Genomic DNA, 19,598 nt, shown 5'->3' on the forward strand with positions numbered 1-19,598 from the left:
TTCACGTCTCCAAATCCCCCTACGAGGTGACCATGGAGAACTTCACCCGTCGGCAGGCGTTGCGGGCAGGGGCGCTCGGCCTCATGTCGGCCGGATTCCTGTCGTGGACCACCGAGGCCAACGCCGCCTCCACCATCGAAACGATCTACAAGGCAGCGGGTCCGTGGCCGGTCGCCACCGGCACCTCGGGCGGCCACCGGCTCTACTACCCGCAGACCCTGGGCTCGGGCGGCGTCACCCACCCGATCGTCACATGGGGCAACGGCTCGTGGGCCACCCCCGACAACTATCCGGGGCTGCTCAACCACCTCGCCTCGTGGGGCTTCGCGGTGGTCGCCTCCACCGACACGACCACGGGCACCGGCGCCGAGATCCTCGCCGCCGCCCAGCACCTCATCGGCCTCAACACCGACCCCGCCAGCGTCTTCCACGGCAAGCTGGACACCGCCCAGGTCGCCGCCGTCGGCCACTCCCAGGGCGCGGGCGGATCCATCAACGCGGCCAACCACTCCGCCGGGCTGATCAAGACCGTCGTGCCGATCGCCGTGCCCGCGCAGTGGATGGCCAGCCCAGGAGACGAGTTCTCCGTCGCCGACCTGACCTGCCCGGTGCTCTTCCTCAGCGGCGCGAACGACTGGCTGATCTCCTCGGCCGCGACCGTGCAGGGCTACTACGACCAGGCCACCGCGGGAGCGGGCAGGGCGCTGCTCAAGGGCGCAGGGCACAACGACATCCAGAACACCGGCGGGGCCTTCCTCGGCTACGTGACCGCCTGGCTGAGGTACCGCCTCCAGGCCGACACCCAGGCCCGCGGGGCGTTCGCCGGCGGCACCGCCGAACTCCCCACCAACTCCGCCTGGCAGAACCAGGCCCTCAAGAACCTCACCTAGGAGAACCACCATGGCGGATCTGACGCGGCGTGGGCTACTCGCCGTCGGCGCGCTCACCCTGCTCGCCGGATGCGGCAAGGACCAGCCTCGGCAGCAGGCCGCGGACGGCAGGCCGCACGGCGAGGTCACCGTTTGGCTGCACGGCTCGCAGGACACCGGCGGGCAGTTCCAGGAGCTCGTGCACCGCTACATCGCCGAGTTCCAGGTCGACGTGAAGCTGCTCTACCTGCCCGTGGGCCAGCTCGACGCCAAACTGCTGACCGCCTTCAGCGGCGGCGCCCCGCCCGACGTCTTCAAGATCGGCCACTGGAGCTTCCCCGCGCACGCCAAGAAGAAGCGGCTCGCGCCCGTCGACACCAAGGCGCTCCCGCTACAGAACTACGAGCCGGGCACGACCACCCCGCTCACCTACCAGGACGTGCCCTACGGCGTGCCCATCGACTTCAACCCCTGCATGCTCTACTACCGCAAGGACCGGTTCGAGGAGGCCGGACTCGACCCCGACAAGCCCCCGGTGACCTGGGAGGAGGTCGCCGAGTACAGCGCCAAGCTCACCTCCAAGGACCGCAGGCGGGTCGGCCTGCAGTGGCTCTACGGCGACCCGCAGTGGGCCCTCATGATGCTGACCGCCCTCATCCAGGGCAAGGGCGGCGAGCTCGTCGCGGCGGGCGGCGCGAAGGCGTCGCTGGCCACCGAGCAGGGCCGGGGCGCCCTGACGTACATGGCGGGGATCGGCAACCCCACGCTCTCCAACCCGCTGGGCGCGCTCGGCCTGTTCTACTCCGGCGAGGCCGCCATGGTCGTCAGCGGCGCCTTCCTCGGCCCCGCGCTGGAGAAGCTGGGCAAGGACACGCTCACCTTCGGCAAGCAGTACGGCGTCGCGCCCATGCCCACCTGGGCCGGCGGCCCGCCCGTCGTTCCCGCCTACACCTGGGGCTGGGGCGTGGCCAAGGACTCGCCCAACCAGTTCACCGCCTGGCACCTCGTCAACTACCTGCAGGGCGCCCCGTCGGTGACCGCCAACCTCGACAACGGCATCATCATCCCGACCAAGGGCTGGCGCGACGCCGGGCCGCGCGGCAAGTCCGAGATCATGAAGATCGTCGCCGACAGCATCCCGCATGTCGACTTCGGCCCGATCATCCCCGGCACCCTCGAACTGGCGAAGGCCGCGGCCAGCGCCGTCGACTCCGTCGCCCACGGCAAGGCGAGCCCCGCCCAGGCCGCGGCAACCTTCGACTCCACCGTGCGACTGGTCCTGTGAGCGTGCTCGGCAGGGTCAGAGCCCGGCCCCAGGCCACGGCGGGCGTGGCGCTGACCCTTCCGGTGGCCGTCTTCTTCGTCGTGTTCTGGCTCGTCCCGTTCCTGGCCGCCATCTATCTCAGCTTCACCGACTACGAGATGGCAGGGACGCCCAACTGGATCGGCCTCGCCAACTATGAGCGCATGTTCGCCGATCCCGGCTTCCTCAACTCGGCGTGGATCACCGTCGTCTACACGGTCTGCACGGTCGTCCCGACGATCGTGCTGGCCCTGCTGGTGGCCGTGCCGCTGAGCAAGCCGGGACGGCTCAACCGCTGGCTCAGAGCGCTCGTCATGATTCCGGCCGTGATGCCGCTCGCCGCCACGTCCATGGTCTGGGTGATCATCTACTCCGACCACGGCATGGCCAACACCCTCCTCGGGCTGGTCGGGATCGATCCGCAGTCCTGGCTGACCAGCTCCGACCTGGCCATCTGGGCCCTGGTCGTGATGGTCGTCTGGAAGAGCATGGGGCTGTTCGTGATCATCCTGACCGCCGGGCTGCAGGCGCTGCCCGGCGAGGTGTACGAGGCCGCCGCCATCGACGGATCGGGGGCGGTGACCACGTTCACCCGGATCACGCTCCCGCTGCTGCGCAGGACCCTGCTGTTCGTCCTGGTCATCTCGGTGGCCGGATCGATGCAGGCGTTCGTGCCCGCCTTCCTGCTCACCGGCGGCGGGCCCGCCGACGCCACCCAGGTGCTTCCGTACTACATCTGGGCCAACGCCTTCCCTTACGAGCACATGGGCTACGCCGCCGCGATGGGCATGGTGCTGCTCGTCGCCATGGTGATCGTCTCGGCGCTGCAGTTCGGGTTCCTGAAGGGAGGCGACGAATGAGGGCGGGAACGATCCTGCGCGCCGTCTGGCTGATCGTCGCGGTCGGGTTCATGCTGCTGCCGGTCTACGCCATGCTCGTCGTCGCCTCGGCGCCCGACGACACCGACCTGCGCGGGCTGGTCTTCAACGGCTTCCACCTGCCCGAGAACATCGGGGTGCTGTTCGGCGAGGGCAACCTGCCCACCTACCTGCGCAACAGCCTCATCCTGTGCGTCGGCACCGGCGTCCTGGACGTGATGTTCTCGGCCGCCGCCGGATACGCGATGGCCCAGCTGTCCTTCCCCGGCCGCCGCGTCCTGTTCGCGCTGGTGATCGGCACGCTCGCGCTCACCCCGATGGTCCTGGTCATCCCCGTCTTCCTCATCGTGAAGGAGCTCGGCTGGGTCAACACCTTCCAGGGCATGATGGTGCCCGGCATGATCAGCGCGTTCGGCGTCTTCCTGGTGCGGCAGTTCGCCCTCGGCATCCCGAAGGAGCTGCTGCTGGCCGCGCGGGTCGACGGCGCGGGGGAGTTCCGCATCTTCGCGCGCATCGCCGTGCCGCTGCTCAAGCCCGCGCTCATCACCCTGTTCCTCGTGCATTTCCTGGCACAGTGGGACAACCTGCTGTGGCCGCTGATCGTGGCCAACGAGCAGGAGCTGTGGCCGTTGCCGGTGGGGCTGGCCAACTTCCAGAGCGAGGTCGGCGTCACCTATCACCTGACCACCACCGCGGCACTGGTCACCGCCGTGCCGCCGTTCATCCTGATGGTGGCGCTGCAGCGCTACTACGTGGCGGGGCTCACCTTCGGAGGGCTGAAACGATGATCCCGGACATGGTCCCCGACGCTGTGCGGATGATGGAGTGGATCGAGACGGTCACCTCGCGGGGCATCAGGCGTCCCGGCTACCCGGCCGACGACTGGACCGCCGCGTGGGCCGCCGAGCGCTTCACCGAGTTCGGGCTCCACGACGTACGGCTGGCGCCGGTCGAGCTGCCCGTCTGGCGGCCGGTGACTGCGGCCCTGGTGGTGCGCCTGGACGCCGACCCGTCGAGAGTCGTGCGGGTGGCGGCGTCCGCCCTGCCGTACACCACGCCGAAGGCGATCGTGAGCGCGCCGGTCAGGCGCGAGGTCGTGCCGGGCGCGATCGTCGTGCCCGAGTACACCTTCACCGAGCTGCCGCAGTCCTACGTCAGGGACCTGGCGACGGCCGCGCACGACCCCGAGGGCGTCTTCGACGAGCTGGTCCAGACGCTGCCGTTCCAGCTCGACTACCTCGACGTCATCCAGGGCGTCATGGACGGCGGCGCCGCCGCCTTCGCGGGGGCGCTGACCGGGGTGCCGTGGGAGACACGCGACTACTACGTGCCCTACGACGCCGTGCACCGCGACCTCCCGGCCGTCTGGCTGTCGGGCGGCGACTCGCGGCGGGTGCTCGACCTGGTCGACGAGGGCCCCTGCACGGGCACGCTCACCGTCGAGTCGGAGACGGGCCCGGCCGTCTCGCACAACGTGATCGGCACGCTCCCCGGCCGCTCCGACCAGTGGGTGATCATCGGCTCGCACCACGACGCGCCCTGGGCCTCGGCCGTCGAGGACGCCTCGGGGATCGCGCTGGTGCTGGCCGCCGCCCAGTACTGGGCGGGCGTGCCCGAGCGGGACCGGCCGCACAACCTGATCTTCCTGCTGACCGCGGGTCACATGGCGCACGCCGCGGGCACCCGGGCCTTCATCGAGGAGAACCGCGGCCTGCTGGGCGACGTCGTACTCCAGCTCCATCTGGAGCACGCCGCCCGGCGGTGCGTGGTCGTGGACGGCGAACTGGTGCCCACCGGCGACCCCGAGCCCGGCTGGTGGTTCACCACCAGGAAGCCGGAGCTGGAGAGCCTGGTGGCGGCGGCCCTCGTCGCGGAGGACCTGAGACGCTCGTTCGTGCTGCCGCCGGACGTGTTCTCCCCGATGCCGCCCACCGACGGGGCCTTCTTCCACCCCGAAGGGGTGCCGCTCGTGCACTTCCTGTCGGCCCCCATGTACCTGTTCGACTCGGCCGACACCCTCGACAAGGTGCACGAGGCCAGCCTTGAGCCGCTCACCCGGGCGGCGATCAGAATCGTCGAAGGGACGGCCGGATGGCGCCGCGCATGATCGTACGAACGACTGCCGGGCTGGTCGAGGGCAGGGCCGAGGAGGGTGTGCTCGCCTTCCTCGGCGTGCCGTACGCCGCCCCGCCCTTCGGCGAGCACCGCTTCGGCGCGCCCGTCCCGCCACCCGCGTGGGAGGGCGTACGGCCCGCCGTCACGCGGGGCCCTGCCGCCCCGCAGGCGGCCGGTGAGGACATCGGCCTGTACGCGCCCGACGTCTTCGAGGTCGGCGAGGACTGCCTCAACCTCGACGTGCGCACCCCTGAGACCGGCCGGGCCGGGCTGCCCGTCCTGGTCTGGATCCACGGCGGCGCGTTCTCCATCGGTGGCAACGGGGCGGCCTGGCACCAGGGCACCCGTTTCGCCCGCGACGGCGTGGTCTGTGTGGCCGTCAACTACCGGCTCGGCTTCGAGGGCTTCCTGGCCCTGGAGGACGCCCCGCTCAACCGGGGCGTCCTCGACTGGCTGGCCGCGCTGGAATGGGTACGCGACAACATCGCGGCCTTCGGCGGCGACCCCGGCAACGTGACGATCGCCGGGCAGTCGGCGGGCGGCGCCGCCGTCGCCACCCTGCTGACGATGCCCCGCGCCGAAGGGCTGTTCCGGCGCGCGATCGTGATGAGCGGCTCGGCCAACCTGGTCGCCACCGAGCAGGAGGCGCGCGACTACGCCAAGACGCTCGCCGCCCGGCTGGGGATCGACCCGACCAGGTCCTCCTTCGCCGGGTTGTCCGCCGAGGCGCTCGTCGCCGAACAGCCGCCGCCGCTGACCGGCGACCCCGGCGGGCTGAACGAGTCGGTGCCGGTCAAGCCGGTCGTCGACGGCGACCTGATCCCGGCCGTCCCGCTGGCCGCCCTGCGCGCGGGCGCGAGCGGGCACCTTCCACTGCTGGTCGGCTGCACCTCCCAGGAGGCCGACGTGTTCGTCCGCCGCCTGGCCGCCGACCTCGACGAGGCCGCCGCGCAGGCCGCGCTCGACCACCTCGGCGTCCAGGTCGACGAACCCGGCCTCACGCCCGCCGAGCGCGTCGGACGCGCCGTCACCCAGCACCTGTTCACCCGCGAGACGCGCTGGATCCGTGAGGCCAGGCCCGCCTACGCCTACGAGTTCCGGTGGGAGTCGCCCGTCGAGAGCCCGGTCGGCGGCGGACGCGTGGGCGCGGTGCACAACCTCGACCTGCCCTTCGTCTTCGACGTGCTCGACGCGCCCGGCGTCGAACGCACCGCGGGGCCAGGCGCGCCGCAGGCCGTGGCCGACGCGATGCACGCCGCCTGGGTGCGCTTCGCCCGCACCGGCGATCCCGGCTGGCCACTCGGGCACACCATGGTCTTCGGTGAACCCACCGACCGGAGGTTGTGACATGCGGCCCTACTCGGGCGCGTGGCGCATCGGGTCTCACGTTTATCGCCGGTCCGAACCGGAGGTTCGGGGCTGCAGGTCACCGAGGCCGGTGGCCCTTCCTTCTACGGCCGGCCGGTACGGCCCGGCGGCCGGAGCCACTCTGCGCGGGTTTCTGCGCCTGCCGCTGAGCCGGTTTCTCCGCAGGGGAGGCGGGGGTACGGCCCCGCGAGCTGTTCACTGTCCGGCCGCGGACGATGCCGATGAAATCTTCCACCAGGTCAGTGGTCGCGTCCGTGGGCCAGGCCAGCGCGACCTGAGACTGCGGCGCGTCCGCCACCGGCCGATAAGTGAGATCTTTGCGGTGGTGGAGGCGTGCCAGCGACTGCGGAACCAGGAGAAGCCCGGTGCCGGCCGCCACCAGCCCGACCGCGTCCGCCGTTGTGGCCGGGCGGGTGAACGCGGGCAGCCCGGGGCGGACCGTCCACTCGATGGTGTCGTCCAGAGGATGGAACACCTCGTCGTCGGTCAGGTCGGCGGTGGTCACCTCGTCAGCGGCGGTCACCGCGTGGTCCTTGGGCACCACGACCACCGTGGTCTCCACGTAGAGAGGGATCACGCTGAGCCCGTCCCGGTCGACCGGCAGCCTGACGAATCCGGCGTCGGCGCCGCCGTCCCGCAGGAGTGGCACCACCTCGGCGGCGGGAACCGCGACCAGGGCAACCGGCACGCCGGGCATCCTCTCGGTCCAGACGTTGACCCATTTCGCGGGTGTCACCCCGGGCACGTACGCCAGCCGGAACACCCTCCCGGTCTCCCCATCAGTCACTTCCTCAGGGTACCGATGTCAGGGGAACCCGTTCCGACTGACTAGTCTTGGCGCCATGACCTCGCCCAAACCGAAGACCATCCAGACGATGAAGCCCGCGACCGCGGCCAAGAAGCTGGGTGTCCTCCTCTCGGCCACTCCCGCCGAGTTCCAGGAGGGTGTCGTCTCCCGGGACGAGCTGAACGAGTTGCAGTCGACGCCCCCCGCCTGGCTCGCTGACCTGCGCCGCAACGGCCCGCACCCCAAGCAGGTCATCGCCGTCAAGCTCGGGGTCTCCATTTCCGGCCTGGCCAGAGGCGGGATCACCGGACCGCTCACCACCGCTGAGATCGATGCGCTGAAAGCGGAGAACCCAGCGTGGCTGGAGCGCGAGCGGGCCATCCAGGCCGAGACCCGCAAAGAAGCACTCCGCCTCAAGCAGCGCTAGACAGCCGACATCCTCCGCGTCTCCGACCCGAGACGAGCTCGTCGCTCCGAGGAACCGAGGAGCTTACGCACTGGGACTGGGGCGATGCGGTTCGCGCGAACTTCTGCGACTCGTCAGGGCTCGAGGTCGGCCACTCCCTTGCCGCTTGCAATATCGAACGGCACAGAAACCTGGTCGTGCGCGATCAACCAATCGCCGTCGAGCTTCCGGAAGCAGAAGGTGCCCCGGACCCACATCCCGCTCGTCGCCGTCCCGTTCTTCAGCGTGCCGCTGAGCCGACCGAAAGCGTGCCCGAATGCCACCTCATCGCCCACGGTGACGGTCAGGTCGCGAACCTCATAATTCACATCCTGGAAGAACGTGAACGCCTTCGCCCAGTTCTTCAACTTCGCCGCTATCCCCACATGCTGCAGCGGCGGCTCGACGTCGAAGGACACGACGTCCGTTGCGTAGAGCTGCTTCAGGCCTTCGAGATCCTTGGCCCGGATTCCTTCGACGATCTTGTCGACCTGCTGCCTGATCCTGGCTTCGTCTTCCTCGCGTTGCGTGGGCATCGGTACCCATCCCTTCAATCGGTGGGGAATCTTGGCTGCTACCAGTACGACGACGCAGCTATCGGGGATGTCAGGCCCGCGGCCGCCGTACCGACCGCGGAGTCGTCCGCGGTGATCAGCGACGGCGGCGGCTCGCTTGTAGGCCGCCAGTGGGCCGGTGAGGGTGAGGAAGGTTTCCGGTCGGACCGGCTCTTCCACTGCCACAACGCCGAACATGAGGACATGGGCATGAGGGCCAACCTCGAGATCGTCTAGGAGCATGACGTTGAGTGCCGATCCCGGCATCGTCGTCATCGGAGCGAGTCTCGCCGGCGCGAAGGCCGGCCGCACTGGGACGGGGTCTTCGGCTCCGGGTTTGTCGGCGTGATCTAGTACTTTGACGACCCGGTCCCCGGCTTCTCGGGGCCGCCCCCCGGGGTCGTGTGCTCCGCCGGCCCGGGGGCCTCGTCACCCCCCAAGGATGTCCCCGTTGCGCCGGCATCGTCTCTGGTGGTTCGCCGCCCCGGCCGCCGCCCTCCACGTGGGCGCGGCCGTCGTGCTCGGTGTCGTCGCGCTGGTCACCGGCGACGGCGTCCCCCTCGTCCGCCTCGTGGCGTACGGCATCCCGCTCAGCATGGGGCCCGTCCCGTGGTGGCCGGTGGTGCCCCTCGTGCTGGTCGCCGCGTACCAGGGCTGGGCGCTGTGGCAGATCCTGCGCGGGCGGGTGCGCGGACCGGTGACGGCGCGTGGCGGCGCGATCCGCGCGCTCCGGGTGATGTTGTACCTGGGCGCCGCCTACTCCGTCCTCGGGCTGTTCCCGGTGGTCCTGCCGTGGTGGGCGGAGCTGGCCGGCGCCGCCGCGCGGCTCGTGCTCGTGGTGCTGTTCTTCCTGGTCCTGCGCGGCGCGTCCCGCGCGATGGCGACGGTCGCGCTGGTCGCCGGAACGCTCGTGGTGGTGAGCTGGATCGCGCGCACGGCCGCCGACGCGCTGGGCGTCCGGCTTCTGGGGGAGATCTCGGCCGTCGCCGGCCTCGGAGGGCTGTCGTGGGCGCTGTGGGTGGCGCTGACCCTCCTCGTCCAGGCCCGGGACGGCAGGTGGGCGCGTGCCACGGTGTGGACGGGGGCCGCCTCACTGGTGGTGTCCTTCCTCATCGCGTCTTTGATCTTCCACCTCTCCTTGGCCTGGTACGGAGAGATGTCGGTGCTGCTCATCGGCCTTGGCCGGGTGGCCGACCCGCTCATGGCGGTGTGGCAGGCGCGTTCCGCGCACGATCTCGGCAGCCCGCCGGGCACGGCGGCATCCACGGTGACGCGGGCCTCGGCCGGGCCGCCGCTCCGCTCCCGGCTCGCCGCCGTGGCGGCGATCGTGCTACCGCTCCCGCCCGTGGTCGTCGCCTTCTGGTACGACATGCCGCGGTGGGCGGCGGGGAGCTGGACCACGATGTTCTTCGGGTACGGCCCGGATCTCGCGGAGCTCATGCTCTCGTGGGTCGTCGACCTCCTCGTCGACATGGGCGGGCTGCCGCTCCTCGTGCTCGTCGCGGTCCTGCGGAGGACCCCCGGCCTGCTTCGGGTGGCGGCCTGGGTCCTGCTCGCCGCCGCCGCGGCCGGGGTCGCCGCCGCGCTCGCCGGTGGTTTCGCACCCGGCGCCTTCCTCCGGCGTTATGCCGACTATTCGGCCATGGAGCCGGGCGATGTCCCCGCCGGTGTCTCGCCGCTGTGGTTCGGCGTGGCCTACGCGGCCTCCGCCCTCCTCCTGATGTGGCTGGCCGGCGGGGTGGGGCGCTCCCGGCTCTGGGGCGTCGTGACGGCGGCGGCGACGGCCGGGCTGCTGAGCTTCCTGCCGGCGGCCGACCACGCGGGCGGCCGGGTCACCGCCGCTGACGGCTGCGCGCCGCTCGGCGGCTCGCGGGGCGGGGGAGAGCAGCCCGAGCCGGCGCCGGAGGCGGCCTTCGTCTGCAGTGCGCCAGTCGCGCGTGCTCCAGGTCGCCCTGGACACCCCGGACCGCTTCGTCGTCGCCTACGGCCGCCGGTTGTGTGACGTCTACACCCGCGACGACCCGGCCGAGCTCGCCCGGGTCCGGCGTACGGACGGCGTGGCGGTCCGCGACCTGAGTTACCTGCTCGCGGACATCTGCCCGAGTGCCGCCGCCACGATGAGGGCCGCGAATGAGCGACGGGAACGCGAGTTCCAGGAGTGGGAGGATGCCGAGCGGCGCAAGTGCGCGGAGGCACCCCGTCACCGCCCGCTGATCACGCCGGTGGCGGTGGTCGTCCGGACTGAGCCGATATGGACCGACTACGGCGACCTGGAGGCGTACGAACCGGAGACCGCCGAGGGCGACCCGGGGGGCGATCTGCCGTACGAGGACGACGTGCTGAGCGCGGGGCCCGGACATCTGGTCGTGCACACCCACCCCGACGTCACGCTGTGCGTCACGACCGAGACCTACCGCCGTCGCCCGCCGGTGGAGTCGAGGGGTGGGACCACGTCGTCGAGGCGGGCTATCGCAGCGCCGGTGAGTTGGTGTTCCAGGACCCGCTGGGTGGTGTGCCGCTGCCGGACCTCGCCGTCCGGGGCGCGGGGCACTATCGCGTACGGGTGCACTACGCGATGCGCGGGTCCCAGGGCGGCGAAGACGACGTGCAGCGACTGCTGATCATGGCCTACCCGGGACGCGGAGACGACGTCGTCGTCCACCGGAAGCGCGCCACGCGCTGATGGCCCGCCAGGGCGCGGGCAACCGCGCCCGGCCGGGTGCGGGGACGAGGTGGCGATCCCCGCCTGCGACTCGTCGATGAGGATCGTTGCCCAAGCTGAAAGGGCGTTGCCCAAGCTGAAAGGGCTCGTCGTACGAGCGCTCCCATGAGCCCTTGTGGGCGTCTGCTGTATGAATGATCGCAACTGTGATGATTCATGTCGGACAGCATGGGCGAGGTGAGCGGAGGCGGTCCCGATGGCGGACGGCGACACGGTCACGGGACGGGTGATCTCCCCGGTCCTGATCGGGCGCGAGGAGGAGCTTCGGCGCCTGGTCGCGGCGGTGAGCATGCCGCCCGCCGTGGTGGTGCTCGAAGGCGAGGCCGGCATCGGCAAGAGCAGGCTGCTGGCCAGGCTGGCAGCGCGGCCCGAGATGGCCGGCAGACTGCTGCTGCGCGGCCGCACCCGGTGCATCAGGGAGCCGTTCCCTTTGGGGCCCCTGGTGGAGGCGCTGCGTGGCAGCGGCGACTCGCTGGCGCGTGCCGAGCTGTCGCCGGTCGCGGGCGCGCTACGCGGTCTGCTGCCCGAACTCGCGTCCATCTGGCCGCGGCGATCCTCGGCGAGGCTGGCGTCACCGCCGATTTCGGCGCGCATCTGCACGAGCTGTCGTCGGGGCTGCCGCTGGCCGTACAGGAGCTGATGGCGCTGCGTGGGCCAGCACCGACGACGGCGCCACCTAAACACCCGTCTCCGTCAAGAGCGACAGGGACGGCACCTATACCGCGAGGACCCGCTACCCCGCCTTCGACGCCACCAAGGGCGCCGTGACCCTCAAGGTCAAAGCCTGGGACAGGGCGGGCAACACCATCAAGCAGACCACCGTCCGAGCCTTCAACCTGAGCGAGTAAGCGCCCAACCGCCGTCAGCCGGGCCCGTAGAGCTCGGCTGACGCGTTTTCGCAGGCGCTCAGGCGCGGGCCATCATAAGGATGGGAAAGGCATCAAGATAGTAATAGGCTCGGGGGTGGGCGGGATTCCTCATGGATAAGTGGCGTCACGATGACGTCGCATACAGAGATGTGGTGTCGGCATGAGAGTCAGGGTCGCCGGAGTTTTGCTCTGCCTCGTGGGCGGATTGCTTATCGGATGCTCCATGACAATGATGAGCGTAGGCGATCCTCATATGCGACCGCTAATTATTGGAGTATTCGCGAGTTCATTGCCGGCAGTAATTATCGGCGTTATCTTGATATTCTCTTCCCTGAAGGGGTCGCGCTAGGGATATTTACGGTGGGAACGCGTTTTGGAAGATCGGATTGGCCAGGAAGGTGTGTGGTGGGCTGATCAACGAGTATCGCCGAGCCGTGTAGACGCTTCGAAAACGTCCGGCTCAATCCTGTGCGATGGGTTTTGACGCGGTGCGGGATCACACCTATCTCCTTGACCACGTCCACCCAGCGCGTGCGGGTGTTGAAGCCGCTCCGCCGCAGCGGCTCGCCCTTCGCGCCAGGGAACAGCAACGCGCCCGGCTCGTCCTGAACGTAGGTGGCGATGTGCTCGCGCAGCGCCGAAACGATGCTCTTGGGAATGCCGACCACACGCCGGCCCGCCTTCAAGGACCGCGGCGCGCCGCCACACCTCCGGCCCTCCGCCCGCCGTCCGGGCGTGCGGCCTGGGTGCCGTACCGCGCTTGACCCCTGGACAGGGGTCACGAACCTGTGTACAACCGCTCCAGTCCCACCAACTGCACCCGCCCACCGCTGCGCGCCGCGGCCTCCTGCAACGCCGGCATGAACCCCGTCCCGCTGAACAGCAGCAGCCGCCCCGGCTCCTCGCCCCTGGCCGCGAGTAGCGCCGCCACCCGCTCCAGCCGCTCCAAGTGCCCGAGCCCCACAACATCCCCCCACTTGGCCTCCCCAATGGCCAGTAGTGCGCCGTCAGGGCCACGGACTGCGACGTCCACCTCGTGGCCCGTGCGGGTGGTGGCGTCGTGAACCACCCCGGACTGGACTCTTCCGGCCATATCGCCCAGGGTCTCCTCAGACGCGAAGTCCTCACACCACACCCGGCACATTCGCTCGTACACCGGCCCCGCCACGTTGCTGCGGAAGCGAGGCTGGACGGCACGCCAGATCCGCTCGGTACGCCCCTGCCTCACCCGTTCCAACTGCGCCCAGTAGGGGCGCATGATCGCGTGATAGAAGCGGACCAGTGGCTCGGTGATCCGGTACTCAGAGCGGTTCCGGCGGAAGGCGTCCGGGTCGCCACCAGGAGGCCGGCGTCCTCCAGCACGGTCAGGTGGTGGGAAATATCGACGGCTTTGCGCTCGATTCTGCCCGCGATGCCGCTGCGGGTCGCGTTACCCTCGGCGACCGCGGCCAGGACCGTGTGATACAGGCCGGTGTCGCGCAGCGTCGGGTCCTCGGCGAGCAGGAAACGCACCTCGCGGAATAGAGGACTGGCCGGGTTGAGAACGTACTCGACGACCCAGCGGTCGAAGTCGGCCAGGCCCGCCGGGGCGGCCCCGGCCAGATACTCGGTGCGGTAGGCGGGGGTGCCGCCGACGACGAAGTAGACCAGGGCCGCCAACCAAGGCTCGGCCGCCAGCCCCCAGAACTCGGCGGCCAGCCGGAAGTTGAAGGTGGGCACAACCAGTTCCAGCCCCGCTCGCCCACTCAGCGGCGCCTGACCGGAGAGCAGGCCGCCCATGAAGGAGATCGACGACCCGCACAGCAGCAGACGTGACCTGGACACCCCCCGCTGCTCGCGGCGTGGCGACAGTGCCTTCTGGATGACCGACGGCAAGTCCTTGGCGTCGCGCACCAGGTAGGGGAACTCGTCCAGGACGACGGGGACGGTCCGCTCGGCCCCCAGGGAGAGCAGGCCGTCGATCGCCTCCTCCCAGTTTTCGAACCTGACCCGTCCCGGCGTCCCGGCGAAGGCGGAGACGGCCTCCCCGAGTTGGCGCAGCGCCTCCGCCCTGGGCACGGCCTCGGTGGCGGCGTAGTAGAAGCCGCCGGTCGCCTCGCAGACGGCTTCCAGCAGGAACGTCTTGCCCTGCCGGCGTCGTCCGGCGACCACGCCGAGCGTGGCACCCTGGGCGTCGTTGGCGACGAACCGCGAGAGCTGCGCCCACTCCCACTCACGGTCGAACATGTCCGCTGGTCGCGGCAACGACATCATGTTCTACTTTTAGGAGTACAGTTCTTAAAAGTGTACTCCTAAATTCAAGCGCGCGTCCTGGCAGGACGCGGATGGGCAGGTCGCCGCTGCCCGAGACGGGGTTCGCCGCTGGACCTACCGACAGGCCGTCGACGGCCTGTCAGAGACTCCAGCAACTCGAGCGGGGCAGGCCGGTCCAGAGCCATCGTGTGATGTCCTTCGCAAGAACCTTGGCGGGTACTCGCTGACCGTCACACGATGGCTCTGGACCGGGAGTTGCTTCAGCAGCTTGGAGTTACACCACCCGAGGGGATGTCACCGAAGCGCTCTCGCTCAGGCCGCGGTAAACGCCCTTGGTCCATAACAATGGCCGATCCGGTCTGTTGCCCGCGGGCAGCAGCGGCTCCAGCCGGGCCCACTGCTCGTCGGTCAGGTCAAACCGCCTCGTCACCGCTAGGGTGGTCACAAGATCTCCGGTGTTAAGGTCTTTCTTGGTCGATAAACCCTCACACCGGAGACCTCGCTATTTAGCGATCACGACACACCCTCACGCCCCAGACTCCGAAACACGCCCTGGAGGCGGGGGTGCGGTCCCGTCGGAGCACTTCGATCAGTCGATCGGCTCGATCGGCCCATCCTGCGCGAAACGCCGCAGCACGTTGGCAGTCATCCGGGAGACGTTGTTGTCGTAGCCGTTGTGCGAGAGGCTTCCGCACCAGGCCATGGACGACGTGCTGAACTGAGCTCCGCCGTTCTTGGTGGTGAAAACCACGATGTCGGCGCGGACCAGGGGATCCTCACGCCCGTTCATCCCGGCATGGGAGAAGTACTGCTCCTCCGGCACCATCATGGCGTTGGCGCTGTGTCCCCGGGAGCTGGCAAGCAGCAGGACGTTGGGCGGTGTTCCCAGCGCGTAGTCGATGCGGTCCATCTCCAGCCCCGAGGCGCCGTTGTTGACCAGCCCGAAGTGCCCGATGATCTCGTCCGGGTCAATGCCCTCCATCACGAACGAGGCGCGCTTGTCCCGGGCGTCGGGGAGCTGGAGGTAGCCGGTGCTCCGATCCAGCCCATGGGCCCCGTAGCCGGTGCCGAACAGCTTCTGCGGGGCGCGCCCCTTCATGCGCCATAGGCCGCCGCGGACGCCGGTGGTGCTGTGGAACAGCTCCCCGGGACGCCCCCGCCACGCCTGGTCGCCGGTCTCGCCCTTGCGGACCTCGATGAGCCACGGCTTCGCGGGGTGCTGGGTGGCGGTCCAGTAGAAGCCGTTGCCGGCGAGGTACATCCCCCGCCCGCCGCCTGCGAGGTAGGCCTCCCACGCGTCGAGCATTCGGCCGGAGTAGTACTCCGGATGGGTCCCTGTGATCACGACGTTGTAGCGTGCCAGGAGCGCGTGCCCCTCGGCCGCCAGTTCGTGGTCGGTCGCGATGTCGTAGCCGAAGTCGTTGGACTCCAGCCAGTCGATCAGGTGCAGATCGGCCGGGAACTGCCAGACCGAACCGAACTCGTGACGGTACTTCGGCCGCATGTTGAGGATCGGCCGACGCCAGGAGCTGTACTGCACGCCCCGGCCGTCGGCGTGGTAGTCGTACGTCGACAACCCGTAGCCGTACCGGCTCTCGTGCAGCTCGAGGTCGAGATCGTCGAGCGTGGTCAGGACGCCCATCACGCTCTGCCCGATGACGGCGTTCTGCATCACCTGGGAGTTGGCGTAGGCCAGGTAGCTGAACGTGGGAACGAGCAGGAGGATCTTGTTCTCGGCCGTACCGCGAGGGGGGATGACGAAGAAGGTGACGTGGTCCTCGTTGCCGTCCTCGGTCGTCACCTCGAGAGCGTACGCGCCGCTGCGCATGCCTTCGGGCACCGTCCAGGTCGTCGTGACCGGCCAGGCGCAGTCGGCCAGGCTGTCCTCATGGAACCACAGGGCTCCGTACTGCTCGGGGGCGTGGACGAAGTGCTCCTCCTCGCCGGTCCAGTTCCAGCCGGTCATCGCCTGGTCCGGCTGGTTGACCAGGCGCCCGTCCAGACCGTTTCCGCTGATGTCGCGGGCCACGTCGTCGGCGATGCCGGCCTTCGTGATGCCGGCCGCGAAGTCCCAGCGAGCGGACGCCGGGACCGACATGTCCTCCCCTGTGGCGAGGCGGGCCACGTCGGCGTCGTCGAGCGGGCGGTCCCAGACCGCCGGCGAGTCGATTTTGCCGTTGTAGGCGCCCACGACCCGCTCGGGCGTGGGTGCGCCCGCCGACAGGCCGGCCATCACCAGGGGGACGGCGGGCGCCGCCGGCGACACCGTGCAGGTGGCGGCCGCGTCGGCGTCGGTGTCCAGGTCGACGATCGTGCTGAGCCGGCTGTTGACCGAGTTGACCACCGACCGCTGGTGCAGGGTCACCTGTCGGGTGGCCGGGTCGAACCGGGCGGTCACCGAGTACCACACCTCGGGGAAGACCGGCGCGCCGGTCACGCTGACCGTGGTCTCGCCGTCCCCCACGGTGAATGTGGGACGGCCGTCCTCGATCGTGAGCGCCCAGCCGCTGCGCTCGGCCTCCGACCAGCGCCCGATGATTCCCTGGTGCTCCTTCGCCGGAGTCGTCGGCCAGAGGAAGCAGTGGACGGTCAGCCCCTGGGCTCCCGCCAGCGCTCCCCGGCTGTCGTCGACCGTGACGAAGGAGCCGTGCTGGGTGAACCGGGGAGCCACGTCGACGACCCCGTCGACCTCGGCCGGCACAGGGGTGATCCGAATCCCGGGACCTGATGGGTCCGGGTCGCCGTGCTGCAGCCGGACCAGGCGGACGTCTGCCTGGCCGGCCCTGTCGGCACTGAGGTGGAAGCTGACCGTCTCCCCAGGAGCGACGCTCGGGGTGTCGGTGTAGCCGCGGATGCCGATGCGCGAGCGGGTCACTGGAGAACCCCCTGGTTGGTGAGGCGCAGGACGAAGGCGGCGTGGGCCGCTTCGGCCTCGGTCCGGTACACGTGCCCGTCGATGTCCGTGGCTGCGACACCGCGCGCGGCCATCGTGCCCAGCCGGTACTCCTCGAACGGCTTGACCATGCGGACGAAGATTTTCGCGTCGATGGGCAGCCCGCGCGCGAAGTTGAGCAGCTGCTGCAGCGCGTCGCTGTGGTCGGCGTGAATGCCGCGGGGGTCCCGCCGGTGCTCCTCGAGAACCTCGGGGGTGGTCAGCTCACGCAGCTCAGGAATCCGCAGCGCGGTGAAGGCCGACATCCAGTCGGCTGACTTGTCGGCGTAGTCGGTGGGATTGCGTAGAGGCATGCGCCGTCTCCTCGCAATTCTTCGGGTGGGATGCGAGAACCCTAGAAAGCTGTGACCCGTGCGGCATCGGCCCCGCTGCACGACCTCGCACCCCGATTTGTGCACCGAGCACAGTCGTCAGGAAATGCCTCGCTGCCCCAGCCACTCCGTGATGAGCAGGGCGTTGTACAGCTCCGGTCCGATGTCCTGCACGGGGCGCCCGAGGAGCTGCTCGGCCCGCTGGATGCGGTAGCGGACGGTGTTGCGGTGGATGCCGAGTTCCTCAGCCGTTCGGGCGTGACCGCTCCCGCTGTCCAGGAAGACCTTGATCGTCCGGCGCAGCCGCCTCATGTCAGGGCTGTCAGCGGCCAGTTCGCCCAACTGCCGGCGGACGTAATCGGCAGCAGCTTTCCGGTCGGCCGTCAACAGCGTCACGAGTGCGATCTCGGCGTAGTGGGTGATGGACGGGCCGCGCCGACGGGCCTGGGCCACAGTCACCTGCACGCGGCCCGCGTCCTCATGGGAGTCACGGAAGCCGGCGATACCGCTCGCGGGCTGACCGATCGCCACGTGCACGTCACCGATTTCGTCGAGCCCCACGCCGGGGCCGGAGGGGCGCTGCGCGACGGCTGCTGACGGCGACTCCATCCAGGCCCAGGTCTCGTTCGGGCCGCGGTCCATGATCAGGTAGCGGCGGCCCGATGCCTGGCACAGACGCTCGGTGACGTTGGTGGGGTGGAGCGCGGCAACGGTCGGACGCACGCGCGAGTCTCGCCAGACGATAAGCGCCTGGTGGGTCGCCGACAACGGGTACCCGAGTTCCGCGAGCTGCCGATCGGTCGGGATGCGTCCGGCCAGCAGGGCCAGCACTGTCTCCTCCCGCGCTCGGGGCATCCCGAGTCCCTGCGCCGCCAGCTCGTTCTCGTACTCGATGAGGACCTGCTGCGCCGCGCGGTCGAGGTACTCGAACAGCTCCGCCTGGGCCAGTTCGGCGGCCCTCGCCAGTTCGGCCGCAGTGAGATCGGCGGCGACGAGGCGCGGGAACACCCACCGCTGCCAGATGAGCTGGTGCCCGACGTAGTAGATGCGCTGGAGAGAGTGCGAAGACACCCTGTCGTGGGCCAGGCGGCGCGGCCACGCGAGGGCGCTCGGCGGCACGGTGAGACTCGCGCTCGGAACCCCGGTGGTGAGCATGCGGAACATCGTGTGCAGGTTGTCGGCCACACTCGCCTCGAGCGCGGCCGTCTCCTGCCGGTCACGGACGAGGTCGTCACGGAAGCGGACCAGCAGTTCGGCGACCAGCTCGTCGGCAAGGCGCGGCACCTCGGAGAGCAGCTCCGTCGCGACTGAGGCGACGACCTCGGCCCAACCTCTCGCCGCCGAAGACGTGCATGTCCTTTCGGTTTCCAGTTCCGCGCTCATCCGGTCCCTCCCGACACACTCGCCCTGGCCCCGCTCGCGCGGTCGTGTGGCACGACCCTTGGCCGGTCACCGGATGGCCGGAGTTGTGCCGGCGACCGGCGAGAGGTAGGTGAAGCCGAGCGAGAACTTCGCCCAGAGACTCATGTCTCGCTCGAACTTCGAGGTGCGGCCGAGCACGGCGAGATGTGCCTAGTCATCGGCCTGCTCCGCCGCCTGAGTCATGGGGGAAGAAGTATAAAGCTGTCACGCTGTCTGGCATGTCACTGGCCTACGTGGACGAGAGCTGCACCCGCGACCGCTATTACATGGCGGCGCTCCTGGTTTCCGACCACCAGGCGATCGCCGGCCTCGAGGTCGCGGTGATCCTGCGCGTGGTGTGCGCGAGCGGATTGATGGCTATCTCGCTGAACGCGGCGCCGCACCTGGTCCGCTCTTCCTCTCAGCCACAGGCAACAAGCTGGACCATAGTGAACCTCGCCGGGTTTCGTGGAGGCGCTGAAGCCAGCATGATCCTGCTGGTGGAAGGGAGAATGTCGCGCGATGCCGGCCCCAAGGAAGTACCCCCCAAGAACTCCGCGAGCGCGCGGTGCGGATGCTCTTTGAAATCCGGCAGCAGACCGGACAAGTCACCGGCGCGATCGCGCGGGTCGCCGACCAACTCGGTGTGCACCGCTAGGCGCTACGCGGCTGGGTCCGCCAGGCCGAGATCAACGACAGACAACGGCCCGGCACCTCCAGCACGGACGCCCAGCGGATCGCTGAACTGGAGCGGGAGGTCCGCGAACTGC

General features: G+C 69.7%; 18 protein-coding genes. 10 read left to right on the forward strand and 8 right to left on the reverse strand.

Annotation, left to right across the window (positions count from 1 at the left end; all coding sequences use genetic code 11):
• Nucleotides 1-32: 32 nt before the first annotated feature.
• Genes AB0I59_RS32290 through AB0I59_RS32315 form a run of 6 tightly spaced genes read left to right on the forward strand, consistent with a single transcriptional unit; the run spans nucleotide 33 to nucleotide 6,512 of the window.
• Nucleotides 33-890, forward strand: coding sequence for a poly(ethylene terephthalate) hydrolase family protein (locus AB0I59_RS32290; RefSeq protein WP_061259508.1), 858 nt, complete (start codon nucleotides 33-35; stop codon nucleotides 888-890).
• Between the two features lie 10 nt (nucleotides 891-900).
• Nucleotides 901-2,154, forward strand: coding sequence for an extracellular solute-binding protein (locus tag AB0I59_RS32295; protein WP_061259475.1), 1,254 nt, complete (start codon nucleotides 901-903; stop codon nucleotides 2,152-2,154).
• The gene (locus AB0I59_RS32300) at nucleotides 2,151-3,032 is read left to right on the forward strand and encodes a carbohydrate ABC transporter permease (protein WP_063818917.1); all 882 of its coding nucleotides are present in this window, start codon (nucleotides 2,151-2,153) and stop codon (nucleotides 3,030-3,032) included. Before AB0I59_RS32295 ends, AB0I59_RS32300 begins: the two co-directional genes overlap by 4 nt.
• Nucleotides 3,029-3,838, forward strand: a complete 810-nt coding sequence (locus tag AB0I59_RS32305; protein WP_358138879.1) for a carbohydrate ABC transporter permease — start codon at nucleotides 3,029-3,031, stop codon at nucleotides 3,836-3,838. Before AB0I59_RS32300 ends, AB0I59_RS32305 begins: the two co-directional genes overlap by 4 nt.
• A gap of 8 nt (nucleotides 3,839-3,846) precedes the next feature.
• Complete coding sequence (locus AB0I59_RS32310) at nucleotides 3,847-5,157, forward strand: M28 family metallopeptidase (protein ID WP_061259509.1); 1,311 nt, start codon at nucleotides 3,847-3,849, stop codon at nucleotides 5,155-5,157.
• A complete protein-coding gene (locus AB0I59_RS32315; RefSeq protein WP_358138881.1) occupies nucleotides 5,154-6,512 on the forward strand; it encodes a carboxylesterase/lipase family protein in 1,359 nt (452 codons plus the stop codon). The genes AB0I59_RS32310 and AB0I59_RS32315 overlap by 4 nt, the downstream gene beginning before the upstream one ends.
• Before the next feature lie 79 nt (nucleotides 6,513-6,591).
• Here AB0I59_RS32315 and AB0I59_RS32320 read toward each other — a convergent pair whose 3' ends face one another.
• Entirely contained in the window at nucleotides 6,592-7,320 is a 729-nt protein-coding gene (locus AB0I59_RS32320) for a LysR family substrate-binding domain-containing protein (RefSeq protein WP_082777390.1), read from the reverse strand.
• A gap of 55 nt (nucleotides 7,321-7,375) precedes the next feature.
• Here AB0I59_RS32320 and AB0I59_RS32325 point away from each other — a divergent pair, with 55 nt between their 5' ends.
• Nucleotides 7,376-7,747: a DUF5997 family protein gene (locus AB0I59_RS32325; protein ID WP_061259480.1), complete on the forward strand. Its 372-nt coding sequence runs from the start codon at nucleotides 7,376-7,378 to the stop codon at nucleotides 7,745-7,747.
• 113 nt (nucleotides 7,748-7,860) lie between these two features.
• Here AB0I59_RS32325 and AB0I59_RS32330 read toward each other — a convergent pair whose 3' ends face one another.
• Nucleotides 7,861-8,595, reverse strand: a complete 735-nt coding sequence (locus tag AB0I59_RS32330; RefSeq protein ID WP_358138883.1) for a YybH family protein — start codon at nucleotides 8,593-8,595, stop codon at nucleotides 7,861-7,863.
• Nucleotides 8,596-8,770: 175 nt separating this feature from the next.
• Here AB0I59_RS32330 and AB0I59_RS32335 point away from each other — a divergent pair, with 175 nt between their 5' ends.
• The 3 genes from AB0I59_RS32335 (at nucleotide 8,771) to AB0I59_RS32345 (ending at nucleotide 11,681) form a co-directional block, all read left to right on the forward strand.
• Nucleotides 8,771-10,321, forward strand: a complete 1,551-nt coding sequence (locus tag AB0I59_RS32335) for a hypothetical protein (protein ID WP_358138885.1) — start codon at nucleotides 8,771-8,773, stop codon at nucleotides 10,319-10,321.
• Nucleotides 10,257-10,940: a hypothetical protein gene (locus AB0I59_RS32340; protein WP_358138887.1), complete on the forward strand. Its 684-nt coding sequence runs from the start codon at nucleotides 10,257-10,259 to the stop codon at nucleotides 10,938-10,940. The genes AB0I59_RS32335 and AB0I59_RS32340 overlap by 65 nt, the downstream gene beginning before the upstream one ends.
• 297 nt (nucleotides 10,941-11,237) lie before the next feature.
• On the forward strand, nucleotides 11,238-11,681 hold the full coding sequence (locus AB0I59_RS32345; RefSeq protein WP_358138889.1) for an AAA family ATPase: 444 nt from the start codon (nucleotides 11,238-11,240) through the stop codon (nucleotides 11,679-11,681).
• Between the two features lie 540 nt (nucleotides 11,682-12,221).
• Here the strand turns inward: AB0I59_RS32345 and AB0I59_RS32350 are convergent.
• The 6 genes from AB0I59_RS32350 to AB0I59_RS32375 form a co-directional block, all read right to left on the reverse strand.
• Complete coding sequence (locus AB0I59_RS32350; protein WP_358138891.1) at nucleotides 12,222-12,578, reverse strand: site-specific integrase; 357 nt, start codon at nucleotides 12,576-12,578, stop codon at nucleotides 12,222-12,224.
• Between the two features lie 110 nt (nucleotides 12,579-12,688).
• Nucleotides 12,689-13,168: a hypothetical protein gene (locus AB0I59_RS32355; RefSeq protein WP_358138893.1), complete on the reverse strand. Its 480-nt coding sequence runs from the start codon at nucleotides 13,166-13,168 to the stop codon at nucleotides 12,689-12,691.
• On the reverse strand, nucleotides 13,135-14,154 hold the full coding sequence (locus AB0I59_RS32360; RefSeq protein WP_358138895.1) for an AAA family ATPase: 1,020 nt from the start codon (nucleotides 14,152-14,154) through the stop codon (nucleotides 13,135-13,137). Before AB0I59_RS32360 ends, AB0I59_RS32355 begins: the two co-directional genes overlap by 34 nt.
• Before the next feature lie 598 nt (nucleotides 14,155-14,752).
• Nucleotides 14,753-17,038, reverse strand: coding sequence for a N,N-dimethylformamidase beta subunit family domain-containing protein (locus AB0I59_RS32365; RefSeq protein ID WP_358138897.1), 2,286 nt, complete (start codon nucleotides 17,036-17,038; stop codon nucleotides 14,753-14,755).
• Nucleotides 17,035-17,409 (reverse strand): N,N-dimethylformamidase alpha subunit family protein, encoded by a 375-nt coding sequence (locus tag AB0I59_RS32370; RefSeq protein ID WP_061259485.1) that lies wholly within the window; start codon nucleotides 17,407-17,409, stop codon nucleotides 17,035-17,037. Before AB0I59_RS32370 ends, AB0I59_RS32365 begins: the two co-directional genes overlap by 4 nt.
• Before the next feature lie 117 nt (nucleotides 17,410-17,526).
• Nucleotides 17,527-18,810: a PucR family transcriptional regulator gene (locus AB0I59_RS32375; RefSeq protein WP_358138899.1), complete on the reverse strand. Its 1,284-nt coding sequence runs from the start codon at nucleotides 18,808-18,810 to the stop codon at nucleotides 17,527-17,529.
• Nucleotides 18,811-19,598: the final 788 nt, after the last annotated feature.

The organism is Microtetraspora glauca (assembly GCF_040656155.1).
In the GTDB taxonomy this organism is placed as follows: Bacteria; Actinomycetota; Actinomycetes; order Streptosporangiales; family Streptosporangiaceae; genus Microtetraspora; species Microtetraspora glauca.

Excerpts from the sequence above, each read along its gene's own strand:
- AB0I59_RS32290 (WP_061259508.1), top strand. The coding sequence starts at position 33 with ATGGAGAACTTCACCCGTCGGCAGGCGTTGCGGGCAGGGGCGCTCGGC.
- AB0I59_RS32295 (WP_061259475.1), top strand. The coding sequence starts at position 901 with ATGGCGGATCTGACGCGGCGTGGGCTACTCGCCGTCGGCGCGCTCACC.
- AB0I59_RS32305 (WP_358138879.1), top strand. The coding sequence starts at position 3,029 with ATGAGGGCGGGAACGATCCTGCGCGCCGTCTGGCTGATCGTCGCGGTC.
- AB0I59_RS32310 (WP_061259509.1), top strand. The coding sequence starts at position 3,847 with ATGGTCCCCGACGCTGTGCGGATGATGGAGTGGATCGAGACGGTCACC.
- AB0I59_RS32315 (WP_358138881.1), top strand. The coding sequence starts at position 5,154 with ATGATCGTACGAACGACTGCCGGGCTGGTCGAGGGCAGGGCCGAGGAG.
- AB0I59_RS32325 (WP_061259480.1), top strand. The coding sequence starts at position 7,376 with ATGACCTCGCCCAAACCGAAGACCATCCAGACGATGAAGCCCGCGACC.
- AB0I59_RS32330 (WP_358138883.1), bottom strand. The coding sequence starts at position 8,595 with ATGACGACGATGCCGGGATCGGCACTCAACGTCATGCTCCTAGACGAT.
- AB0I59_RS32345 (WP_358138889.1), top strand. The coding sequence starts at position 11,238 with ATGGCGGACGGCGACACGGTCACGGGACGGGTGATCTCCCCGGTCCTG.
- AB0I59_RS32355 (WP_358138893.1), bottom strand. The coding sequence starts at position 13,168 with ATGCGCCCCTACTGGGCGCAGTTGGAACGGGTGAGGCAGGGGCGTACC.
- AB0I59_RS32370 (WP_061259485.1), bottom strand. The coding sequence starts at position 17,409 with ATGCCTCTACGCAATCCCACCGACTACGCCGACAAGTCAGCCGACTGG.
- AB0I59_RS32375 (WP_358138899.1), bottom strand. The coding sequence starts at position 18,810 with ATGAGCGCGGAACTGGAAACCGAAAGGACATGCACGTCTTCGGCGGCG.